Source organism: Epilithonimonas arachidiradicis, assembly GCF_003610695.1.
Classification (GTDB): Bacteria; Bacteroidota; Bacteroidia; order Flavobacteriales; family Weeksellaceae; genus Epilithonimonas; species Epilithonimonas arachidiradicis.
Window position 1 is genome coordinate 306471 of sequence record NZ_RAQH01000002.1, and the last position, 21153, is coordinate 327623.

The following is a 21153-nucleotide window of genomic DNA, read 5'->3' on the forward strand; positions in this document are numbered from 1 at the left end:
TTAAAACCCTTATTCTTATCTTTATCGGAATCAAATAAAAGATATGAAGAGAAACTCATTTTTAGCAATGTCTGCAGTTTTCTTTGCAGCTCAAATTACCTTAACCAACGCTCAAACTAAATCCGAAGAAAAACTTAATCCAATCGTTCAAAGTTTTGTGAATGAAGTCAATAACAATTCCCAATTGGAAGATATGGCTTACGAACTTCTAGACGGCATCGGACCGCGTCTTGTTGGAACGCCTGAGATGTTAGCCGCTAACAATTACACAGCCGATAAATTAAAATCTTGGGGAATCGATGCGAATCTTCAGCAATTCGGAACTTGGAAAGGCTGGCAGCGCGGAACAACACACGTAGATTTGGTTTATCCAAGAACTAAAACATTATCTGCAACCCAATTAGCGTGGAGTCCCGCAACTAAAAAAGCGGTAGAAGCAGAAGTGGTGATTCTTCCAAAAGTATCTTCCAAAGCTGAGTTTGATAAATGGTTGCCTTCTGCAAAAGGTAAAATTGTTTTAATGGCGCAATATCAGAAAATCGGACGTTCAGATGAGCAAATCAAAGAATTTGCGACTCCGGAATTATATGAAAAACTGAAAGCTGAAAAAGAACAAGCTAAAAAAGATTTCGCAGATTATATCAAGAACATAGGGTATGATAATACAACATTGCCAGAAGCTTTAGAGAAAGCCGGAGCAGCAGGAATCGCCATTTCCAACTGGACAGGAATCCATAGCACCAATCGTATTTTCGGTGCTAAAACCAAATCAATTCCAATGTTCGACATCGATTTGGAAGATTATGGAATGTTATATAGAATGGCGGAAAAAGGTGCAAAACCGAGAATCAAAGTGGATGCTCAATCCAAAGTTCTTCCCGAAGCAAAATCCTTCAATACTATCGGAATGATAAAAGGTTCAGAAAAACCAAACGAATATGTGATTCTTTCCGCTCACCTTGATTCTTGGGACGGCGCGCAGGGTGCAACTGATAATGGAACGGGAACTTTGACAATGCTCGAAACAATGAGAATCCTCAAAAAATATTATCCCAATCCAAAACGTACCATTGTCATTGGACTTTGGGGAAGTGAAGAACAAGGTCTGAACGGTTCAAGAGGTTTTGTTGCTGATAATCCTGAAATTGTTAAAGGTGTGCAGGCAGTTTTCAATCAGGATAACGGAACGGGTAGAGTAGTGGACATCAGCGGACAGGGTTTCAAGGATTCTTATGCTTATATCGGAAGATGGCTGGATGCAGCACCTAAAAAAGTGAGAGACCAAATCAAATCCACTTTCCCGGGAATGCCTGGTGGTGGAGGTTCTGACCACGCTTCGTTTGTCGCTGCGGGAGTTCCGGGATTTTCCTTGAGTTCGCTTAACTGGGGTTATTTCGGTTACACTTGGCATACGACCAAAGATACTTATGACAAAATCGTTTTTGATGAATTGAAGAATAATGTAATTTTAACTGCGACTTTAGCTTATATGGCGTCAGAAGACCCGGAATTTGTAAGCAGGGAGAAACGTGTAATGCCGAATAATGAAAAAGGTGAACCTGCAAAATGGCCGGAAGTAAGAGAGCCGAAAAGAAGCACTAAGGATTATTAATTTTATAGAAATTAGTAGTCAGAAATTGGACTTTCTTTGAAATAAAGAGAAAAGCGACAATCATTTGTCGCTTTTTCTGTCTTAATTATTAAAATTTGTTAAATACTTAATAGATGATATTTTTGTAGCTAAAGAGTATACACATTCAGCAAAATCAAAAAATCTTTTTAGGATTGATTTATGCTATTATTCTATGAATTTTTTCCGTTGTTCAGCACTTGGCAAAAAGCATTGATTTGCGGCCAGCTTTTTCCGGTTCCGGGAAACTAAATTATAAAACTGGTTGCCTATAAAGTCAGGAATTACTTTCCCAATGGCAGCCAAAGAGTAGATTCCGCCAATTTCAGTTGCAATTTTCAAAACAGCTTGATATTTCGTAAGATAAAAACTTTCCGGTTGCCAAAGATAAAGTGTGTCGAAAATCTGGTTCGGAAGATTTCTTTCATTCAGGAATTTTTGACCAAATCCGGATTGAAGAGAAGCAAATAGAAATTTATCATGTTTATCTTTTTCCAGAATCCACTGTACCCAATGATTGCAAAAACCGCATTCACCATCATAGAAAACAATATATTTATCTTTAAAACTGGCTGAGATTTCTGTTGTCATAATGGGCTGGTTTCTGTTTGTTTCTGTATTTTTCTAAAATATTGTGCCAATTCTTTTCTTTGTGCGTCAGTCAATTTTGCATTAGAATGACCTAGCAGATAACTTTCCAGAGGCATTTTGCTTTGTTCCACATATTCGGCGGCTTCTTCCAGTTTATGGGCTTGACGTTTCGGTTCATACGTTGCGAATGTAGAAAAATTAAGTTCTTTTCTGCCTTCGTCGATATGGTTTTTCAGTAGCCACGCAACAGGTTGGATATTACTATAAAAAGGATATGTTGTTTCATTGGAATGACAGTCGTAACAAGAGTTCCGAATCAGTTTCGCAATCGGTTCAGGTGTGTTTTTGATTTTTAAGAAATCCATTCCTTCATTGGTTGCAGGATTGGTTTTATCAATTGGAAAAAACTGAATCATAACAAATGCTGCTAAAAGGATGATTAATATTTTTTTCATAGTTTGATTTTCAATAAAATTACAAAAAGCTTTCCAAAATACTTTGTAGTTTGAGAAATCATTATTCATTTAAATTCAGGACTTTGCAACTTCAAGCTCTAACCTTGTTTGTAAATTCGTATCTTTGCAAAAATTTTGGGCTCTTAAAGTAAGAGTAACCCATTAATAATCTTATTATTAAACAAATTTATGTCAAACATTGTCGCTATCGTTGGGCGCCCCAACGTAGGAAAATCCACATTATTTAACCGATTATTAGAAAGAAGAGAAGCTATTGTAGACTCTACAGCTGGTGTTACACGTGACCGTCATTACGGAAAATCCGATTGGAATGGTGTCGACTTCACGGTAATCGATACAGGCGGTTATGATGTCGGAACAGACGATATCTTCGAGCAGGAGATTCGTAAACAGGTTCAGTTAGCGGTGGACGAAGCAACTTCTATCATTTTTATGGTGAATGTGGAAGAAGGTCTTACCGATACAGATCAGGAAATCTTCGAATTATTAAGAAAATCCAACAAGCCGGTTTATCTGGTGGTGAACAAAGTAGATTCTTCCAAAGAAGAATTGCCAGCCACCGAGTTTTACCAGTTAGGTGTTGAAAAATATTTTACTTTGTCTTCTGCAACAGGTTCCGGAACCGGAGAATTACTAGATCAGGTTGTCAGCGATTTCCCGACGACAGATTATAAGGATCCGTTCGAAGGATTGCCAAAAATCACGATCGCAGGTCGTCCGAATGTTGGAAAATCGACGTTGACAAACGCTTTGTTGGATGTTGAGAGAAACATTGTTACCGATATTGCCGGGACAACAAGAGACAGTATTCAGACTTTATATAACAAATTCGGTCACGAATTTGTGTTGGTGGATACAGCCGGAATGAGAAGAAAATCTAAGGTTAACGAGGATTTGGAATTTTATTCCGTGATGCGTTCCATTCGTTCTATCGAATATTCCGATGTTGTGATCATTATGGTAGATGCAACTTTGGGTTGGGAATCTCAGGATATGAACATTTTCGGATTGGCTCAAAAGAACAGAAAAGGTATCGTTATTTTGGTGAACAAATGGGATTTGGTTGAAAAAGAAACTAACACAATGCGTGATTTCGAAGCGGCTATCAAACATAAAATCGGTCAGTTCAATGATGTTCCAATTCTATTCGTTTCTGCTTTGACAAAACAAAGAATTCTGAAAGCGGTTGAGGTGGCAATGCAGGTTTATGAAGACCGTAAGAAAAAAATCAAAACGTCTAAATTGAACGAAGTGATGCTTCCTATTTTTGAAGGAACGCCGCCACCGGCAATCAAAGGAAAATATATCAAAATCAAATATTGTGTGCAGCTACCAACACCGTCGCCACAATTCGTATTTTTCTGTAATCTTCCGCAATATGTGAAAGAGCCATACAAACGTTTTACCGAAAACCAGCTTAGGAAAGAGTTTGGTTTTACAGGTGTTCCAATCGAAGTTTATTTCAGACAAAAATAATTTTCAACCCTTTCAGAGCTTAGGTTCTGAAAGGGTTTTTTATTAATTTTAAATATTCATAAATAAAAATCACAATAACTAATGTTTACAATATTATCAGATAATTTCTCTCTTGTCAATTCTTGGATTAATGATTTAAGAAACGTTGAGGTACAACAAGACCGAATGAAATTCCGTAGAAATATGGAAAGAATTGGAGAAATTGCAGCTTTCGAAATTAGTAAAACACTCGATCAGAAAGAGATTGAAATCACAACGCCTCTTGATACCATCAGAGTTAAAGAAATTGAAACACAACCTGTTATCACCACTATTCTGAGAGCCGGGGTTCCTTTGTTTCAAGGGATTTTGAATTATTTTGATAAGGCGGATTGCGGTTTCGTTGCAGCTTACAGAAAACACGACGCAAACGATTATTTCTCTATCAAACAAGATTATCTGACTTGTCCGAAATTAGACGCTCGTCCGCTTATCGTAGCAGATCCGATGCTTGCAACAGGCGCGTCTCTGATTGAAGCGATTAAAGATTTGTTGACCAACGGAAAACCGACTTCCATTCATATTGTTGCAGCCATCGCAAGCAGACAAGGTGTTGAGACGATTCAGAATGCTTATCCGGATGCGAAAGTTTGGGTTGGCGCCTTGGATGAAAGTCTGACCTCAAAAGGTTATATCACACCGGGTTTAGGTGATGCAGGCGATTTGTCTTACGGCGAAAAACTGCAGCGATAATTGTTAGTTGTTAAATTTATCATTAACAATTAATCAATAATAATTAATCAAACGTCCATCGCCATTACCAAAATACTGATTTTTACATTCTTGGAATTACGGAGAATTTCCCAGGCGATATTTGACATTGTGTTTCCGGTGGTGTAAACGTCATCAATCAAAAGAATATGCTTATCATTGATATTTTCAGTCAATTGGTAAGCATTTTTTGTTTTCAGTCTTTCGGTTTGATTTTTCTTGGCTTGCGCCCGGGAATGTTTTATTCTTTTTAATAAAGTATGATTGACAGGAATCTGATAATGCTTCGACAATTCGTTTCCAAATAGATGAAGCTGGTTATAGCCGCGTTGTTTCAGTTTTTTATAATGGAGCGGAACTGTTACAAGCAAATCCGGTTTGTGGTTACGGAAATCTATTCTTTCAGTAATCCATTTGGCGAGAACTTTTCCGATCTTTTCCCGATGATTATATTTGAGCTGGTGGATGATTCTCTGTGCCAGACTTTCTTTCTCATAAAACAGAAGCGAGTAAGCATTTTCTACAGGAATTTGTAATGATGCTTTGTCCATCAGAGAATTATTTCCGAAATAATTATGATTTGAGAAATTGATTTTGTCCAAGCACAATTCACAAACCACCTCCTGCTTGTCAATCAGCTGATTGCAATCCAGACATCGATTCGGGAAGAGAAAATCGAAGATCATAGTTAATAAGTTTCTGAAAACTAAATTAAAAATTTTCTTCAAACAAAAAAACCTCTTCATTTGAAGAGGTTCTAATATTTAATGACAAAAAATCATTAATACAATAATTTGTAATATTCATCAGCCATTCTATCACTACCGAACTGGAATTTAACATCATCCATTGCTGTTTGGACGATCTTTCTCCATTGATTAGGATTGTCATAGTATGTTGGAATGATTTGATTTTCCAGAACATCATAAAGGTTTTTCAGGTCAAAGCTATCTTGCTCTACTGTTGGCCAATGATGGTAATCAGCTTTTGGAACCACAAAAGAGTTTTCTCCAGGTTTTGCAAATTCCGGGATCCAGCCGTCGTCTGTAGAAAGATTGACAGAACCGTTCATAGAAGCAGTCATTCCGCTCGTTCCGGATGCTTCTCTTGGGACTCTCGGATTGTTGAGCCAGATGTCAGAACCTTGTTTTAGAGACTTACTCAGAGATAATTCGTAACCTGTAAGAACAGCCATATTTTTATGATTCTTGCTTTCTTCAACCAGATTGTTGAAAGTTGAAATCGCGCCATAATCCATTGGGTAAGGTTTTCCTGCCCAAATGATCTGAACCGGATATTTGCTGTTTTCCAGCATTTTTCTGAAACGTTCTTTGTCAGCTAATAAAAGATCTGCTCTTTTGTAACCGGCAAAACGTCTTGCCCAAACGATCGTTAAAACGCCTGGGTCAAATAGTTTTCCTGTTTGGTCGGCTACGATTTTGAACATCCTTTTTTTAAGATGTTTCTTTCTGTAATCGAAAAGTGCGTCGTCGCTTTCGTCTTTAGAATCATACAAAGGTTTATCTGCCCAATATTTGAATTCCTGAGCATTGGTAATGGATTTGATTTCACAGATTCCCGGATATTTGCTCCACATATCTCTGGAAACGACACCGTGAAGCTGGGAAACACCATTGGAAATCCTGGACATCCTCAAAGCGCAAAGCGAGTGGTTGAATCTGTCGTCCTCCACACCTTCGATTTTCTTAACCTCATCAATCGTTAATCCGCAAAAATAGGACATGTCGTGGCAAAGGTGGATGTTGTGCTTTTCGTTTCCTGCCTCCTCTGGCGTGTGTGTTGTGAAAACTAATTTTTCCTTCACTTTAGCAAGATCGCCACCGTATTTTCTCAAAAGATAAAATGCTGCGGGCAAACCGTGCGCTTCATTCAGGTGATAAATATCTCTTTCGAAGTTCATTTCGTCTAGCAATTTAGCGCCTCCTTTTCCGAGAAGAATGTATTGGGCCAGTTTGGTAGACTCGTTAGCATCGTATAATTTATGAGAAATTGTTTTTGAAAGGTGGTCGTTTTCCGGCACATCTGTACTCAGGAAAAACATCGGGCAAGTCTTGAAAGTTTCAGGGTTTAAATACCAAACTTTTACCCAAACCGGGGCATTATGGATTTCAATTTGAAATTTGATGCCAGTATCTTCCAGGAAACTGTACATTTTTTTTGTCCAGATTGGATTGAGGGTTTGGTCTGCATTTCGGCTTTGATCGTAGTAACCATATTTCCACAAAATCCCGATTCCTACGAAATCCTGTTTTAAGTTATAAGCACTTCTCATATGAGATCCTGCCAGGAAGCCAAGTCCGCCACTGTATATCTTGAGCGCCTGGTCTATAGCGAATTCCATAGAGAAATAGGCTGTTCTTTTGGAGTAGCTTGGATTGATGCTGTAAGGCATCTTGAAGTTTTTGAAATCCATAGTTCGTATATATATTTTAAGGTCGTCTATAAGCTTGCAAATATAATAATTAGTTTTTTGTACGGTAGTTTAGGTGGTATAAAGTCATAAAAGAGAAGTGGAATTGATGTCTTTTGGTTTGTATTGCTTGTTTGTGAAACTTTATAATTTTCTGTTTGTTTTATTACTGTTAATTTTTATTCATATAAATATTTTGTAATCAATAAATTACTATCTTAGAACAGGTTTAATTTCTAATAAAAATGATATGATTTTTTGTGAAGACCTTCAAAAGAACCTTGAGATTTGCGTCGCTTCCAAAAGTGGCAAAACAGATAATCTGGTAAAATGGTATGACTCTATAGGTAGCGCTAATCTGCACGAACGCGAGGAATATCAAAAAAAGACTGAGCTTTTGTTACTCAATACATTGTTCCAGCATTATCCCGAAATGGAAATCGAAAACCTAACCGGAGAAAGTCCCGATTTTATCATTAATTATAAAGGAAATCGGATTGGAATAGAAGTTTCGGAGATCATCAACCACTTTGAACTCAAGAAAAAGGAAAGTTATATCAATCATATCTTTCGAACTGTGGAAAAATTGTTGTCAGAATATAAAAGTCTCCAAGGTATCTATCATCTTAATATCGATTACTTCCAGGATGATTTTTATAACCAACCGGAACAATTGATCAAAGAAATCTCGTCTGCGATTACCAATAACAAAAAAACAAAATTCGTAAGACATATCAGAAGAACGCCTCATCAGAAAGGCGTTCTTTTGTTTTTGGAGTATCAGTTGTCTCTGTTTGATGAGCTGCATTCTGACAAAATTCTGGAAGTCATCGAAAAGAAGAATACCAAATATCCTCTATATAACAGCAAGACGAAAGAATGCTGGCTGGTGCTGGTTTCCAATATGCACAACATCGCTTCCCGATACAGCTACATCTACGCCAAAGAAGAACTGAAAAAAGTCAAAAGCCCTTTTACAAAAATTTTACACTTGGAAAATCTTTACAGCCAGATGATGGTTATAAAATAACATAAAAAAGGATATCTATGTATTTGTATTTGACTATTGTTTAAATTTGAATGTTAGCTGACATATATAAAAAAGGTCGAAAAAACTGAACAACGACTTAAAAACAAAAAAGTAAGTATAATTTCAAAAATTAATATTATGAAAAAAATCATCTTAACATCAACAATTCTTTTCTCTGTATTGACGATAACTTCTTTTACAACTAATAAATCTACAACAACGTCAATCAATGTTTCAAAAATTGAAAATAATAATTTAATCTTAGCTTATGTTGTAACGACGAACAATATTCAAATTTATTTTAAGCAGTATGAATGTGCTCAAAGATACATCAATGATTTTGGAGGAACTTTTACTGGTACAATTTATGTGAAGGATTCGCAGGCAATATCATGTGCTGATCTAGAATAAATGATAATATCAGCTAATATTTAAAAATTACAGCTTGCTTTTTGGTAAAAGCAAGCTTACTTTTTTATGTGTGACTCCAAATTTTTATAAACTAAAGGTTAAATGTTTATGAAATTTCGGAAAATGGAATTTTAACAAATAAGCTTTATCTACAAAATTGATGCGATTTTGACAGTATTTTTACATTTATATTAACATTTTAAAACTCAGGCGTTTGTTTTTCTTATGCGGTTATATTTGCTTGCTTAATGAAAACAAATGCTATGGATCAACATTTATTCTTTCTGAGAACACAATTTCTTTTAAAGTGTATCAAATCTTTATTTTTTTTCTTTTTAATTTTAATTGGTGGAAAGGTCTTTTCTCAATATTCTGGAACCGGTACGTTTACTAAGGTTACTGCTGCTTCGGGTTTTACTGATGGCTATTACGTTATAGCTTATGGTACAACTCAAGCAATGAATAATACTCATAATGGGACGTTTTTTGCAAATACATCAATTTCTCCGACTTCTGGCACGACAATTACAAATCCTTCTAAGACAATTGTTTGGAAAATAGAAACTAACGGAACGGGAAAGACCATATATAATGAAGATGCAAACGTTTACGCATCTTATACAGGGAGTAGTAACAATATCCAAGCTGTATCTGCTGTAACTACTAATAATCAAAGATGGAGTTTTACTTATTCCGGAGGAACATTCGATGTTCAGAATCTCGGAGTTAGCGGGAGATCTTTACAATACAATACAAGTGCTCCCAGATTTGCTTGTTATACAGGAAGCCAACAAGATATCACTTTGTATAAGTTAACAGTTGCTGCGACTCCAACTCTTACACTTACACCCACTTCTATAACAGGGCTAAACTATGTTCAAGGTTCTGGACCTTCGGCAGCGCAATCCTATAATTTAAAAGGTACTAATTTAACAGCAGGTGTTACTGTGACCGCGCCTATTAATTTTGAAATTTCAAAAACTTCAACAGGTACCTATACAAGTACTATCACTTATACCGCTGCAGAAGGAAATGTTTCTGCAGGACAATCCGTATATGTCAGATTGAAAAGCGGATTAACTGCTGCGACTTATGGCGGTACGACAACATACGTGACCAATGCCAGTACTGGGGCAACCACAGGAAATGTTTCTGTTATCGGTACAGTTACTGCACCTGTTACTTACACGCTAACTTATAATGGTAATGATCAAACCAGTGATGCAAGTACCATTCCTGCTAATGATAGTTTCACAGGAGGGCAAAGCCCGGGAATTATATTAGCAAATCCTACAACACTCACGAAGAGTGGTTATTTGTTTTCGAGCTGGTATAGTATTCCGAATGGTGTTAGCGGAGGTGTCATCAATACACCGGGTTCTAGTTACGGGCCTGCGCCGATGCCAAGTAGCAATATCACGATATATGCCCGCTGGAAATTTAATGTTATTTACAATAACAATGGTGGTTCGGGAACAATTTCTAGCCAGGATGGTTACTATAACGGAACTACCGGTGTTAAATCTGGTACGCTTGTTCTCAATAATGGTTCAGCTTTTACAAGAACAGGATATACTTTTGGTGGTTGGAAAACAACGGCAGCAGGTATTGAAGCAGACTATAGTGCAGGAGCTACTTATACTCACTCTGGTTCTAGTGCAACAGTAACTTTGTATGCCCATTGGATAAAAAATCCACCTAAATTTACAGTAACGCCGACTTCTTTATCCGGTTTCAATTATGTGGAAAGTAACGGTCCTTCTGCTTCACAATCTTTTGTGTTGAATGGTAGCGATTTGGAAAATACCGATACAGATCCGGTAGAATTGGTAACGATAGATGATCGATTTGAAATTGCGGAAAGCGAAACTGGGCCTTATAGTCACGCACTGGCACTTCCAGCTAGTTACACCGGTGCTTCTAAAACATTCTATGTCCGTTTGAAAGCAGGTTTAACAACTAATGCTAATTATGCTGATACCGTTCTTGTAAGTGGAGGAAGTGCTATAGAAGCCAATTATGCTGAGGTCACATTGTCAGGAAGTGTCACGGCTTGCTTAGCACCTACTACACAGTCATCAGTTACATCATTCACTTCGGTAACTTCATCTGGAATGACTGTGAATTTAACCTCTGGTAATGGCGTTGGTAGAGTAGTTGTCATCAATACAGTTAATAATTTTACCAATCCGGTTAGTTCAAATGCTTTACCTATAGCTAATACAGTTTACGGTGGTGGAGAGCAAGTTATCTATGCTGGAACAGGAAATAGTGTAGCAATAACAGGTTTAGAACCATCTAAGGCATATTATGTCAGAGTTTATGAATACAATATTTGTTCAAATAATTATATATACAATACAACAACAATTACTAATAATCCGAGAACAGTAACTACACCTTGTCAAATTCCTTTGACTCCGAATGGTGAAATTACACCTTCGGAAAATCCGGTGTGTAGTACTGCGGTTCTTATTTATGAAATAGGGACTCAAGATGAAGCCAATATGACGGCAGGTGCCATTTTTTATTGGCAGACAACAGCTACAGGAACATCTACAGCCAATCGGGTAGTTTTTGCTAATGGTTCTTCGGCTTCTGAGCCTTATTCTGTTACAGCCTCAGGTAATTATTATGTGCGTGCTTATAATGGTTTCTGCTGGAGCACGGGTTCTTATGTAACACAAGAGCCAATCTCTATATTATCAGCGCCAAATATCACGACTCAGCCAACCAACCAAAGTGTCGTAACTGGAGCTAATGCAAGCTTCTCAATAGCAGCTTCTGGATCTGCGCCCTTCACTTACCAATGGCAGGAAAGCTCTACTGGCTCAGCCGGCACCTGGGTGAATGTAGGAACAAGCAGTAATACATTGACTCTTACAAATGTGTCATTATCTAAAAATGGATATAAATATCACGTCATCGTAAGTAACGATTGTGGTAGCAGAACTTCTAATACAGTGACACTTTCGGTGATAACCGGACCTTGCTTTGAAGAGACTTTTAATGCAATTACGGCAGGTAATAATACTAGTACAAGTGGTTCAAGCTCGATTTGGTCCGGGAATACCAATTTTCCGACGACTTCTACTGTTTATCAGGCAGGTGGCGCAATTAGAATTGGAACGACAGCTAGTGGAACAATTACTTCAAGAAATTTAACTGAAGTGAGTGGTAATATTACTGTAGAGCTAGATGTAAAAGGATGGACTACTGTTGAAGGTAGTTTTAATATTACAATAAATGGTATTACAAAAAATGTAACTTATGATAATAAAATGGCAGATGGTTTTGAAACTGTAACTGCTCAATTTGAAAATGTACCAGCTGGTTCTCAATTAACAATTTCAACAACAAGAAGAGGATTCTTAGATGCAGTTAGAATATTTTGCGCTAACAGCTGTGCTCCAGCCACAATCACAGCATTCCCAACAAGTGGACCTACCAATACCATCGTGGCAATTACTGGAACTAACTTCACGGCAGCCTCAACAGTTAAGTTTGGATCAGCAAATGCAGTTGTTCACTACATCAGCGCTACACAAATCAAAGCAATTGTTCCGGCGACTGCTGACGGAGATATTATCGTTGATACTGCTTTAGACTGTGATTCCGAGACTGCTTTTACATTGATCAAAGAAGATGCTTCAGGTTGTGAAGCGGTAACAGGATCTGGTTCTGGTACTATTGCAACAGATCTTATGATATATGAAGTATACGACGAAAATGGCGGATCAGGGGGAACGGTTTCTATCTATAACGGAACTAATGCTGCTGTTAATCTAGCGGATTATGGGTTCTACAGAGCCAATGACTATGGCGTGGATTACGTAAGTTATGGAATATTATCAGGCAGTCTCCCTGCTGGTGGTTTGGCTGTAGTTGGAGTTACCGGATCGGCTTGTGGCTACACGCCAACAGGTCACGGCAACATCACGGGTGGTTTCAATGCAAATGATGGTTTACAACTAAGAAAAGGTTCTGTTGTGGTTGATGATTTCAAAGCGCCTAATTATGTAGGTTATTATTTGAAAAGAAAGAATGAATATTTATCTCCTAAAGCAACTTTTGTAGAGTCGGAATGGATAACCGAAGATGTGGCTTCCGGGCAGTGTCTCGCCAATGTGGCATCTCAGCCTCCGGTTATCAGAACACCTCCAGTTATTACGGCTCAGCCTAATTACATAATTAATTGTGATGTCATCAATGCTTCTCTTGTGCTTACTGCAACAGAAGGTCTTGCAGGTGGATTAGGTTTGACTTATCAATGGTATGAGTTGAAAAACACAGGCGCCTGGACGGCAGTTATAGACGGGGGTGTTTATTCAGGGGCGACGACTCAGACTTTAATGATAAGTGATGTTAATGGTCTTAATAATTATCAGTATTACTGTCAGGTAAGAGAAAATACGCAGACTTGTTACACCGCAACACAAGCAATTCAAATCAAAGAAGCTGCAACTACCTGGGCAAGCAATGTCTGGACTAATGGAACACCGGTTCTTGGGAGCAAAGTTATTATCGCAGGAAGCTATAATACCCAGACCAATGGTGCATTGGATGTTTGTGATTTGACCATCAATGCTGGAGGAACTTTGAGAGTGAGACCGAATTTCCCGGTGACTGTTAAGAAGAAAATTACGAATAATGGATCTGCAGCTAACTTCGTTGTAGAGAGTGATGCGAATTTAATTCAAACTGATAATCTAAGTAATGAGGGTGATACCCAGGTGCAGAGACAAGTCACCGATATGAATAATATCTCCACACAGATGGATTATGTCTATTGGAGTTCTCCGGTTAGCGGGCAAACCATTAAAGGTACAAACGGGTTCTCTCCCAATACTCCGGCAAACGGCTATTTACAATATAATGAGTCGAATGATAAGTTTACGGTGACTAATGATGCAACGTTCCTTACCGGAAAAGGTTATGCAATCCGTGCAGAAACCGGAACTAATGGTTATACAAAAACATACAATTTCAACGGAATTCCAAATAACGGTAATATCCAATATCAGAATTTGAAGTGGACAAGTGTTAATCATGGATTCAATTTGGTGGGAAATCCTTATCCGTCTAATATCGATTTTGATTTACTGTACCAATTGAACCCGACCAAAATGTATTCTACAGTTTGGTTCTGGACCAATAATAGCTATACAGCTGAACAGGTGGGATCTGGCTATAACGGAAATAATTATGCCGTCTATAACGGAACGGGTGGTTCGCCGGCAACTTACAATCCGGAAAATCCTTACGATGGATCCATCATCCCGAACGGGAAAATCAAAGTTGGACAGGCGTTCATTATTCAGGCAAAAGCAGGTGGGAAAGATCAGCCATTAGATTTTAGTAATAGTATCAGAGTGACGGATAATGGTAATTTTTACCAAAAATCGAATCCGAAAAATAGATTTTGGCTCACGATGACTTCGCCATCTAATTTGGTCAACACCATCCTTATAGGATATATCAATGGCGCAACAGATAATTATGAAACCGATTTTGACGGCGAATTATTTGCTGTAGGTTCAGATTCATTCTACTCAATGTTAGGTGCAAGAAAGTTGGCCATCCAAGGTAAATCAAATAACTTTTCAACGGATGACGTGATTACTTTAGGAAATGTATTTGCAACCGATGGAACCTATAAAATCAAACTTCAGACTGCAGAGGGTATTTTTGATAATCAGAAAATATATTTAAGAGATAAATTACTGGGTAAGTATATCGATCTTAGCAACAACGAAAGCTATAATTTTGCAGCAACCAAAGGAACCAATAATAATCGTTTCCAAATCGTTTATAAGGCAGAAACGCTTCATAATAACGAAGTCAAGAAATCAGATTTTCAGGTTTACAAAAACGGACAATCATTCGTCATCGAATCTTCTTTGCAGCTTGGCAATGTTGAACTTTATGATGCGGGAGGAAAATTGATTAAGCGCATTAATTCTAAGGAGAAAAAGCTCGTTATTGATGCTAATGTTTTACCATATGGTGTCTATATCGTGAAAGCGGAAAATTCTGGTAACGTACGAACCCAGAAGATTATCAAATAATAATTATAAAACCAGTAATACCAAGCCATCTCAATCGAGATGGTTTTTTTGTTTTGCTTTTGAAAATTAAACTACCGATTAGAAAAGTGTTAAATTTTTATTAATTGATTTTTGTATTTCAAATAAACTTATATTTGTTTTCTTGAAAAAACATTAAATGCAATGAAAAAATATTTATTCTTCAAGCAGAAGTTTGAGGGTTTTCCTGCCCTACAAACACTTCTGTTTTCTTTCTTCTTTTTGATGAGCTTCCATAGCTGGGGGCAAGTAGTTTTGCCTCATACTAGGACAAATTGGGATACGACCCCGTCGGGCTGGACAGATACTCCGGTAGATTCTTATTTAACATCATTTGCTTGTTCGGGTAATAACGGGGCAAAATTTGATACAAGTGGGGACTTAAAAATCGTTAATTTAGATTCTTCACCAGATAAGCTTTCGTTTGTGGTGAAATCTAATGCCAGTACTACTTCTTCTTTATTAGTTTCGGAATCCGATGATGGTGTCACATACACAACATTAGTTAATTTATCAGGAACCTCTGATTTACCGACAACATGTACATCAAAGGGTTTATATCAGTTAAAAGCTACTACAAGGTATGTAAAATGGGTTTTTACTAAAGGATCTTCCAATATGACAATGGATGATGTTAGTATAACAAAATTAACAACATCCTGTGTATCTCCTGCGGCTCAAGCCACTTCCTTTACAAGTTCTGCAATTTTACAAAATACTGCTACTGTTGGATGGTCGAGGGGGAGTGGAGATAATGTCTTAGTAGTTGCAAGGTTGGGAGGAGTTGTGAATGCTGATCCAGTAAGTGGAACTAATTATACAGCTAATTCAGCTTTTGGTTCCGGGACTCAAATTGGGACTGGGAATTATGTTGTATATAATGGAACTGGTAGCTCGGTTAATCTTACAGGTTTAACAGCGGGAACTAATTATCATTTTGCGGTTTACGAATATAATACAATAGGAATCTGTTATAATCTAACCAAATTAACAGGGAATATAACAACAGCTTCGCCTCCAACCTTAACAGCTTCCGGCACACTGAATGAAGCAACGCTTAACGGAGCAACTGTTGGGCTAACTCTTGCAAACACTACATTTGCAGATGCCACACTGAGTTCCTCGAATTTTACATTGAATAATGCGCCTTCTGGAGTGAGTATTCAAAGCGTGACCTATAATTCTTCTACGACGGCAACAGTTACATTAGCTTATAACAATACAGATTTTGATACTAATGTGACTAATTTTAATATTACAGTTAATGGAAGTGAACTTGCTTCTGCCTCTAATTTAACATCTAATAATTTAACAATTACTGCGGTTACAGAAACACTGACCGTTGGAAGTACGCTGGCATTTGGTACGGTTTGTAATGGTTCTTCCAGGGAACTCTCGTTTACCATTTCGGGGACAGGTCTCAAAGCGGGGACGATTAGCTTGGGTTCGTTAGCTGGATACACTTATTCTGAAGCATCAGGTGGAACATCTATTACAGGTTTTACACATTCCGGTGGCGATTTACCTTCGAAAACAATTTATGTTACGTTGACTCCAACTGCAGCTAATCAAACTTATAATGGTAATATATCCGTTTCCGGAGGAGGTGCAACAACTGTTAATAAAGCAGTGACAGGTAATTCTACGGCAACAGCCCAGGCAATTACAACCAATACGATTACAACATTTGCACAGACAACTGCTACCTTGAGAGCGACGTCAATCACGCAAGGAACCTGTCCGAGTTCTACTGTTCAGGGTTTTGTATATTCTGTAAAATCAACTAATGCAACACCAACTGTTGGAGGTGGTGGAGTAACTAATGTAACTGTTACCCTTGGAAGTACAACGTATAACGCCACTTCTCTTTCCGAAGGTACAACTTATGCGGTTCAAGCCTATCTTTTTGATGGTACAACTTATGTCTACGGTGGTGTACAGGAGTTTACTACGACTTTTACTGGTACACTTAATAACGTGACCGGAGCCACGGCTTGTTTAACAGACGATGGCGGAACTATTTCCTGGATCGCTCCTTCAAGTGGAGTTGTGCCAACGGGATATATGGTTTTTGCAGTTACAGGTGCAACTACTCCGAGTGGAGCTCCTACTACAGCTTTAACGGATTATAACTATGCCAATAGTAGCTTCGCAGCGTCTACCAATAATGCGGCCCCGTCCACTTTAGGAAAACTACTTTACAAGGGGACTGCTACATCAGTGGACATTTCCGGTTTGACGGAGAATGGGATTTACTCTTTTATGATTCTGGCTTATCAGGATGGCGGTTCGGTAAGGCGGTTTTCCAATGGTTCGGCTGGTTCCAGAGCTTTGAATCTTATAGCTCAAGATGATGTTAAAACGTTTACAGGAACGCCGTCCAATACTCAAGTGACTCTTAATTGGACTCATAATAATGTGGCTACTTGTTTTGATGAAGTCATGATCGTAGCAAATCAGGGAACTGTAACTTATGTTCCATCAGGAGACGGTAGTAGTATTATTGCGGATGATTCCTGGAATAATGCCGGAAATCAAGTGGTATATAAAGGAACAGCGCTTAGCAAAGCTGTAACAGGTTTTACCAATGGAACCGAATATTGTTTTAAAATTTTTGTAAGAAAAGGTACAACCTGGAGCGATGGAACTAATGTCTGTGTTACGCCAGAAATTACCTACTGTGATTCTTCGGGAAATATAGATTATAATACAGGAGTCCGATATGTAAAATTCAATACGATTGAAAATGCGACTGCGGCAACTAAAACTGTAGGTTATACCAATTTTACAACACCAACGACAACCGTTGTAAAAGGAGAAACTTATCCATTAACGGTTCGGGTTAATACAGATGGTGATTATACAATTGCGGCAAAGGTTTGGTTTGACTGGAATCACGATGGTGATTTTGCAGACTCCGGAGAAGAATTTGATTTGGGAACAGCGACTAATGTAGCGGATGGCGTAACATCACTTTCGCCTCTTAGTATTACAGTACCAACAACAGCTGTGTCCGGAAGTATAAAGATGAGGGTGAGCGCCAAATATTCTACCGCTCCCACTTCTTGTGAAACCGCATTCGATGGGGAAGTAGAGGATTATACGGTTACAATTACTCAACCTACAAATCAGGAAATCAATATCAAAGGGAATAATATTAGTATTCCAAATAATTTTGATGAGCCTTATGGTCTTAATAATACATTATTCGCTGCGACTAATTTAGGAACCGATTCTGTGGAGAAAGAATTTGTAATTGAAAACTTAGGTTTAGCCAATCTTAATCTTACAGGAACACCAATTGTGAATATCACGGGACTTAATCCTTCCGATTTTATTGTCACACAACAAGCGGTTTCACCTGTAGTGAATGGAATTACAACATCATTTAAAATTAAATTCCATCCAACTGTTGCCGGACTCAGAGAAGCGAATGTAAGTATTGCGAATAATGATGCTGATGAAAATCCTTATGTCTTTAAAATTCAGGGAACGGGAACTTGTACCACTTCGCCTTCGATTACGGCATTTCCAGTAAGTGGGCCTGCCAATACTAAAGTTACATTTACAACTTCAGTTAATGATTTGACTGGCGCTGCTGTTACTTATAATGGAGCGAGTGTACCATTTGATCTCATATCATCAGGAAAGATCGAAACATTAATTCCCACAGGTGCAACTGATGCTAATTTTGTGGTAACGTTAGCAAGTGGATGCTCTTTCACTCAGGCTTTTGATGTGATTGATAATTTAGTTACAGATTGCGAAAGTGCTGGCGGAAGTGGAGGTTCTGTAACGCCGGCTTCTGATATTATTATTTACGAACTTTATGATGAGAACGGAGGTTCTGGTGGTATTGTTACACTTTATAACAGAACAGGTGCTACGGTTAACTTGAGTACTTATTCAATCCAGAGAGCCGGAGATTATGGTGGAACGTATACAACTTACGCTAATCTTACCGGAACTGTTGCATCTGGTGCTGTTGCAGTGATTGGAGTGAGTTCTTCTGTGTGTGGGTATGCGCCTACAGGTAACGGAAGTTTTGGTTCTACAGGATTTAATGCGAATGATGGATTTAGATTAATGAAAGGTTCCACGATTATAGATGATGTCCACGCACCCAATACAGTCGGCTATTATCTCAGAAGAAAAAATGAATATCTGTCTCCAAAAACTGTTTTTGATGCTAACGAGTGGACATCCCAGGTTTTATCCAGTGGACAATGTTTATCTCCTAGCGACGTAGCACAGCCGCCTGTGGCTAAAAATCCGCCGGTTGTCAATACGCAACCAACCTATTCTCTTTCTTGTGATGTTGTCGATACGTCTTTAGCAATTACTGCAACGGAAGGTTTTGCCGGAGGAAATGGATTGGCTTATCAATGGTACGAGTTAGGAAATACCGGAAGTTGGACTGCTGTTTCAAACGGCGGTGTTTATTCTGGCGCAACATCGCCAACGTTGAATATTTCTGATGTCAATGGATTGGATAATTATCAATATTATTGTCAGGTAAGAGAAAATACACAGACTTGTTATACGGCAACCAAAGCTGTACAAATCAGGCCGGCATCTAATACTTGGGCAAGTAATGTCTGGTCAAACGGAACACCGGTTTTAGGGAGCAAGGTAATCATTGCAGGAAGTTATAATTCTCAAACTAATGGTGCTTTGGATGTTTGTGAGCTCACAGTGAGTTCTACAGGAATAATGCTTGTAAAACCAAATTATCCTATTAAAGTCAAAAAGAAAATTACCAATCAGAATTCTACGGTCAATAGTTTTGTAGTAGAAAGCGATGCTAATTTGATTCAGACGGATAATATAGCTAATGAAGGAACTATCAAGGTTGAGAGACAGGTTTCTGATATGAATAATGTAACCGGACATATCGATTATGTTTATTGGAGTTCACCGGTTGCCGGACAAACGATCAAAGGAGCGGGTGGTTTCTCTCCGAATACACCTTCAAACGGTTATCTTCAGTATAACGAATCGACGGATAAATTTACGGTGACTTCTGATGCTACTTTCCAAACGGGGAAAGGTTATGCAATCCGAGCAGAAAATTCTTTGCCTGATGGATATGGCAAAACTTATAGCTTTACAGGAGTCCCAAACAATGGAAATCTTCAGTTCTCCAGTTTGCAAAAATCAGCAGGAGCAGACAAAGGCTATAATCTTGTCGGCAATCCTTATCCGTCTAATATCAGTTTCGATTTGCTTTACAGTTTGAATAGTTCCAAAATCTACAACACAGCCTGGTTCTGGACTAATATAGATTATACTGCTACGCAAATGGGCTCGGGATATACAGGAAACAACTATGCTGTCTTCAATGGTTCAGGAGGTGTGCCGCCGGCCTATGATTGGGCAGATTATGATCCTGAAAATCCAAGTGGTATCACACCAAATGGAAATATAAAAGTAGGACAGGCTTTTATTGTACAGGCGAAAACCGCAGGCGCATTAGACTTTAATAATGGAATAAGAATTACTGATAACGGGACTTTCTATCAAAAAGGTGTGACAAAAAATAGGTTTTGGTTAACGATGAGATCGCCAAAAAATATGGTTAACACTATATTGATTGGTTATATCCCAGGTGCGAGTAATAATTATGAAACGGATTTTGATGGCGAATTATTTGTTGTAGGATCGGATTCTTTTTATTCGGTTTTAGGCGCTAAAAAATTAGCGATCCAAGGCAAAGAAGATAATTTTTCCAATGAAGATGTGGTGACTCTTGGAAATGTATTTTCAGCCGATGGAAGCTATATCATTAGCTTGCAAACGCCGGAGGGTATTTTTGATGGTAGTCAAACCATTTATTTGAAGGATAAATTATTGAATAAATATATCAATCTGAGTACTGATACCAATTATACATTCACGGCGTTGAAGGGAACTGATACCAGCCGATTTGAGATTGTGTATAAAGAAAATGCAGTTTTGGGTACAGGAATTAATTCCAAATCTGATTTCGTTGTTTATAAAGATGCAAATTATCAGGTTGTTAAATCTTCTAACAAATTAGGAAAGGTTGAGATGTTCGACGCTTCTGGAAAGCTTATTAAAGTTTTTAACACCAATTCCAATGACATAAGAATTGATACATCATCTCTGTTATATGGAGTTTACATATTGAAAATAGAAAACTCTGGCGATCCTAAGACAAAGAAGTTTATCAAATAAAAACTTTAAATTCTTCTAAGGAAAGGCACTTTCAAGTGTCTTTCCTGTGTTTTGCATCTGTCAATAAAATTAAA

General features: G+C 38.0%; 11 protein-coding genes. 7 read left to right on the top strand and 4 right to left on the bottom strand.

What is annotated here, in order from left to right; all coding sequences use genetic code 11:
- Positions 1–43 precede the first annotated feature (43 nt).
- The gene (locus tag BXY58_RS05375; RefSeq protein ID WP_120212795.1) at positions 44–1612 is read left to right on the top strand and encodes a M20/M25/M40 family metallo-hydrolase; all 1569 of its coding nucleotides are present in this window, start codon (positions 44–46) and stop codon (positions 1610–1612) included.
- Positions 1613–1798: 186 nt separating this feature from the next.
- Here BXY58_RS05375 and BXY58_RS05380 read toward each other — a convergent pair whose 3' ends face one another.
- Entirely contained in the window at positions 1799–2221 is a 423-nt protein-coding gene (locus BXY58_RS05380) for a thiol-disulfide oxidoreductase DCC family protein (protein ID WP_120212796.1), read from the bottom strand.
- Complete coding sequence (locus tag BXY58_RS05385) at positions 2218–2676, bottom strand: heme-binding domain-containing protein (protein WP_120212884.1); 459 nt, start codon at positions 2674–2676, stop codon at positions 2218–2220. The genes BXY58_RS05380 and BXY58_RS05385 overlap by 4 nt, the downstream gene beginning before the upstream one ends.
- Positions 2677–2865: 189 nt before the next feature.
- Between BXY58_RS05385 and der the strand changes: the two genes are divergently transcribed.
- Together der and upp are read left to right on the top strand one after the other, a co-directional pair.
- The gene (gene der / locus BXY58_RS05390) at positions 2866–4173 is read left to right on the top strand and encodes a ribosome biogenesis GTPase Der (RefSeq protein ID WP_120212797.1); all 1308 of its coding nucleotides are present in this window, start codon (positions 2866–2868) and stop codon (positions 4171–4173) included.
- 81 nt (positions 4174–4254) lie between these two features.
- Positions 4255–4905 carry a uracil phosphoribosyltransferase gene (gene upp, locus BXY58_RS05395; protein WP_120212798.1) on the top strand — a complete coding sequence of 217 codons (651 nt, stop codon included), beginning with the start codon at positions 4255–4257 and terminating at the stop codon, positions 4903–4905.
- Positions 4906–4952: 47 nt separating this feature from the next.
- Here the strand turns inward: upp and BXY58_RS05400 are convergent, their stop codons facing one another.
- Positions 4953–5609, bottom strand: a complete 657-nt coding sequence (locus BXY58_RS05400; protein ID WP_120212885.1) for a ComF family protein — start codon at positions 5607–5609, stop codon at positions 4953–4955.
- A 95-nt stretch (positions 5610–5704) separates the two neighbouring features.
- Complete coding sequence (gene glgP / locus BXY58_RS05405) at positions 5705–7357, bottom strand: alpha-glucan family phosphorylase (protein WP_120212799.1); 1653 nt, start codon at positions 7355–7357, stop codon at positions 5705–5707.
- A 247-nt stretch (positions 7358–7604) separates the two neighbouring features.
- On the opposite strand from glgP, the gene BXY58_RS05410 reads away from it, so the two are divergent.
- The 4 genes from BXY58_RS05410 to BXY58_RS05425 all read left to right on the top strand — a co-directional run bounded on the left by BXY58_RS05410 (position 7605) and on the right by BXY58_RS05425 (position 21079).
- Positions 7605–8384 carry a hypothetical protein gene (locus BXY58_RS05410; RefSeq protein ID WP_120212800.1) on the top strand — a complete coding sequence of 260 codons (780 nt, stop codon included), beginning with the start codon at positions 7605–7607 and terminating at the stop codon, positions 8382–8384.
- A 138-nt stretch (positions 8385–8522) separates the two neighbouring features.
- On the top strand, positions 8523–8795 hold the full coding sequence (locus tag BXY58_RS05415; protein WP_120212801.1) for a hypothetical protein: 273 nt from the start codon (positions 8523–8525) through the stop codon (positions 8793–8795).
- 263 nt (positions 8796–9058) lie between these two features.
- Positions 9059–14863: an InlB B-repeat-containing protein gene (locus BXY58_RS05420; protein WP_170144197.1), complete on the top strand. Its 5805-nt coding sequence runs from the start codon at positions 9059–9061 to the stop codon at positions 14861–14863.
- A 162-nt stretch (positions 14864–15025) separates the two neighbouring features.
- On the top strand, positions 15026–21079 hold the full coding sequence (locus tag BXY58_RS05425; RefSeq protein ID WP_120212803.1) for a GEVED domain-containing protein: 6054 nt from the start codon (positions 15026–15028) through the stop codon (positions 21077–21079).
- Positions 21080–21153 lie beyond the last annotated feature (74 nt).

Bases quoted from the DNA above. Each gene is read 5' to 3' on its own strand.
- BXY58_RS05375 (WP_120212795.1), top strand. From the start codon at position 44: ATGAAGAGAAACTCATTTTTAGCAATGTCTGCAGTTTTCTTTGCAGCT.
- BXY58_RS05380 (WP_120212796.1), bottom strand. From the start codon at position 2,221: ATGACAACAGAAATCTCAGCCAGTTTTAAAGATAAATATATTGTTTTC.
- BXY58_RS05385 (WP_120212884.1), bottom strand. From the start codon at position 2,676: ATGAAAAAAATATTAATCATCCTTTTAGCAGCATTTGTTATGATTCAG.
- der (WP_120212797.1), top strand. From the start codon at position 2,866: ATGTCAAACATTGTCGCTATCGTTGGGCGCCCCAACGTAGGAAAATCC.
- upp (WP_120212798.1), top strand. From the start codon at position 4,255: ATGTTTACAATATTATCAGATAATTTCTCTCTTGTCAATTCTTGGATT.
- BXY58_RS05400 (WP_120212885.1), bottom strand. From the start codon at position 5,609: ATGATCTTCGATTTTCTCTTCCCGAATCGATGTCTGGATTGCAATCAG.
- glgP (WP_120212799.1), bottom strand. From the start codon at position 7,357: ATGGATTTCAAAAACTTCAAGATGCCTTACAGCATCAATCCAAGCTAC.
- BXY58_RS05410 (WP_120212800.1), top strand. From the start codon at position 7,605: ATGATTTTTTGTGAAGACCTTCAAAAGAACCTTGAGATTTGCGTCGCT.
- BXY58_RS05415 (WP_120212801.1), top strand. From the start codon at position 8,523: ATGAAAAAAATCATCTTAACATCAACAATTCTTTTCTCTGTATTGACG.
- BXY58_RS05420 (WP_170144197.1), top strand. From the start codon at position 9,059: ATGGATCAACATTTATTCTTTCTGAGAACACAATTTCTTTTAAAGTGT.
- BXY58_RS05425 (WP_120212803.1), top strand. From the start codon at position 15,026: ATGAAAAAATATTTATTCTTCAAGCAGAAGTTTGAGGGTTTTCCTGCC.